This is a genomic window from Polaromonas sp. (assembly GCF_012927415.1).
GTDB lineage: Bacteria > Pseudomonadota > Gammaproteobacteria > Burkholderiales > Burkholderiaceae_C > Polaromonas.
The window spans coordinates 1-3,128 of the sequence record NZ_JABBPF010000173.1 but is presented as its reverse complement, the minus strand read 5'-3'; the positions used below and the strand labels follow the sequence as shown (position 1 = coordinate 3,128).

2 protein-coding genes and 1 pseudogene are annotated in these 3,128 nt (G+C 61.0%); 2 read left to right on the top strand and 1 reads right to left on the bottom strand.

Annotated features, from left to right (window positions below; translation table 11 throughout):
- Positions 1 to 717: pseudogene (locus tag HHJ19_RS14595) on the top strand (glucose-6-phosphate isomerase); the annotation flags it as partial.
- A 251-nt stretch (positions 718 to 968) separates the two neighbouring features.
- Positions 969 to 2,192, top strand: a complete 1,224-nt coding sequence (locus HHJ19_RS14590) for an SGNH/GDSL hydrolase family protein (RefSeq protein WP_296908600.1) — start codon at positions 969 to 971, stop codon at positions 2,190 to 2,192.
- Between the two features lie 191 nt (positions 2,193 to 2,383).
- Here the strand turns inward: HHJ19_RS14590 and HHJ19_RS14585 are convergent.
- A partial coding sequence (locus HHJ19_RS14585; protein ID WP_296908599.1) for a TCP-1/cpn60 chaperonin family protein occupies positions 2,384 to 3,128 on the bottom strand: 745 nt, incomplete at its 5' end.

Sequence of the window (3,128 nt, the reverse complement as noted above, 5' to 3'; positions counted from 1 at the left end):
GAATTCCTGGCTGGTGCCCATGCCATGGATGAGCACTTCCGCACAGCGTCGCTGGAGCGCAACCTGCCGGTGCGACTCGGGCTGCTTGATGTCTGGTACCGCAACTTTCACGGTTTTGCCAGCCGCAGCATTGCGCCGTACAGCAGTGCCTTGCGTCGCTGGCCGGCCTATCTGCAGCAGCTGGAAATGGAAAGCAACGGCAAACGCGTGGACATGGACGGCCAGGTGCTGCCTTTTCAGACTGCGCCCGTGCTCTGGGGCGAGCCTGGCACCAATGGCCAGCATGCCTACTTCCAGATGTTGCACCAGGGCACAACGGTGGTTCCGGTCGAGTTTGTCGCGGTCAAACAAGCCGCGCATGCGCCGCATGACCTCCCCGGCCACCATCAAAAACTGCTGGCTAATGCCCTGGCCCAGGCGCAGGCCCTTATGCGCGGAAAACCGGACGCGGCCGGCCACCAGGATTTTCCGGGCAACCGGCCCAGCACGTTCTTGTTGCTGGAACAACTCACGCCCGCCAGCCTGGGCGCGTTGATTGCCCTGCAGGAGCACCGCGTGTTTGTCAGTGGCGCCATTTGGGGCATTAACAGCTTTGATCAGTGGGGCGTCGAGCTGGGCAAGGTGCTGGCCAGGGAGATCGAGCCGCGCTTGCAGAGCGGCGATGTCTCGGGGCTGGATGCGTCAACTGCCGGCCTGCTGGGCAAGCTTCGCCAGTAACTCCGCTGGCGCGGCGGCGTGCTGGATGACGCAAAAACACGGAATGACGCATGCGGTTGGGCGTTCCTCCTGATCTTTCCTGCCCGCCATAGCGCGCTTTTTTGTCCATGTCGCCCAAGTGACAAAAGTACGCCCATTCGCGTAGTTAGACCGCCCAATTACCGGGCATACCCTCTATTTTGGCAGTGACACACCCACTATCATTTTTAGATAAAAACAAACAGTCGTTTGGTTTAACAACAGGAGTCATGATGAAACAGTGGAAAAAAGCGACGGTAGCGCTTGGTTGCGCAATTGTATTGGCGGGCTGCGGCGGCGGAGATGGCGGCCAGAGCCCGGGCGTCGGCTTCACGCAGATGGTTACCTTCGGTGACAGTCTGAGTGACGTCGGCACCTACAAGGTTGGCTCCATTGCGGCGCTGGGTGGCGGCAAATGGACGGTGAATTCCCCGACCACCAAAAACTGGACTGAAATTGTTGCCGCGCAATACGGGCTGCCCGCACCCTGTGCGGCGCAAACCGGCCTGTTCCCGCTGATTCCCGGCTTCACGGGCGCACCGATCCAGAACTTCCCCACTTGCCGAAACTACGCTCAGGGCAGTTCCCGTGTCACCAGCGCTTATGGCCCTAACAGCACGGCGGTTCAGTCTTTCGTTTCAACGGCCAACGGCGGCGGCGCTGCCGGTACGGCCGCGGCTGCTGCGGCGGCACCGCTGGGTCTGATGGCCGTGCCCGTCGTGACTCAGATGAACACCCATTTGGCCAACGCCGGTGGCAGCTTCAGCGGCACGGAACTTGTCGTGGTCCTGGCCGGTGGAAACGATACATTCATGAATCTCAATGGTGTGGCGACTGCTGCTGGCGGTGGCGCCGGCGCGGTAGGCGCAGCGGTATTGGCTGGCTGGGACACGGCGACGCAGCAAGCCGTCGCTGGCGGTGGCGCGCCTGCCGCCTCGGCGGCGCAAGCTGCCGCAGTCCAGGGCATGGCACAGGCCGCGACGGAACTCGCCGGTTATATCAAGACGCTTGTTGTTGCCAAGGGAGCCAAATACGTTTCGGTGGTTAATCTTCCCGATGTGAGCCAGACGCCCTACATTGCGTCGCTCGGAGTCCAAACCCAGGGTCTGGTCAGCGCCATGGTGACCCGTTTTAATTCGACCCTGGAAACTTCTCTTGCGGGCACCAGTGGTGTGCTGCTGGTTGACGCCTATACACAAGGCCGGGCCCAGAATGCCAACCCGGCCCTGTTCGGTCTGAGCAACATCACAATTCCTGCCTGCAGCACCACGTCAACGGCAAACCCGCTCGCGGGCAGTTCGATCGCCTGTACCGACGCAAGCACCATCCCGGGCGACACTAGCAGGTACGAGTTTGCCGACGGTGTGCACCCGAGCCCTTATGGCTACAAGCTTCTGGCCGATTTTGTGATCGCCAAAATGCAGGCTGTCGGCTGGCGTAAAGAATCGGTCCTGTGATTGGCTGCGCATCAGGCCGCCGATGAAAGGGTGGCATTTCTGTTGATGAGGAGGCACCGGTGCATTTCCGGTGCCTCTTTTTTTTGGGGCAATGATGCTTTCGCAGAATACCTGAAGGCGTACGGTGGACGAAAAAAAACCGCGGTGTTGCCACCGCGGTTTTCCTTGTTCGAGCGGAGCTCAGCGGAGCATTACATGCCCATGTCGCCCATGCCGCCCATGCCGCCCATGCCGCCACCCATGCCGCCGGCAGGTGCGTCGTCCTTGGCAGACTCGCACACCATGCATTCGGTCGTCAGCATCAGCGATGCCACGGAGGCAGCGTTCTGCAGCGCTGTGCGGGTCACTTTCGTGGGATCAAGAATACCCATTTCGATCATGTCGCCGTAGCTGTCGTTGGCAGCATTGAAGCCGTAGTTGCCCTTGCCGGCCAACACGGCGTTCACCACCACAGAGGCTTCGCCGCCTGCGTTGTAAACGATTTCGCGCCGCGGTGCTTCGCGGGCGCGGAGCACCAGCTTGATGCCGGCGTCCTGGTCAGCGTTGTCGCCCTTGATGACACCAGCGGTTTGCTTGGCGCGCAGCAGAGCGACGCCGCCACCAGCCACGATGCCTTCTTCGACAGCGGCGCGTGTTGCGTGCAGAGCGTCTTCAACGCGGGCTTTCTTTTCCTTCATTTCGACTTCGGTGGCAGCGCCAACCTTGATCACGGCAACACCGCCGGCCAGCTTGGCCACGCGCTCTTGCAGTTTTTCGCGGTCATAGTCGCTGGTCGCTTCTTCGATCTGGACACGAACCTGCTTGACGCGGGCTTCGATGTCGGCAGCGGCACCAGAACCGTCGATGATGATGGTGTTTTCTTTGCCCACTTCGATGCGCTTGGCCTGGCCGAGGTCAGCCAGCGTCACTTTTTCGAGCGACATGCCAACTTCTTCA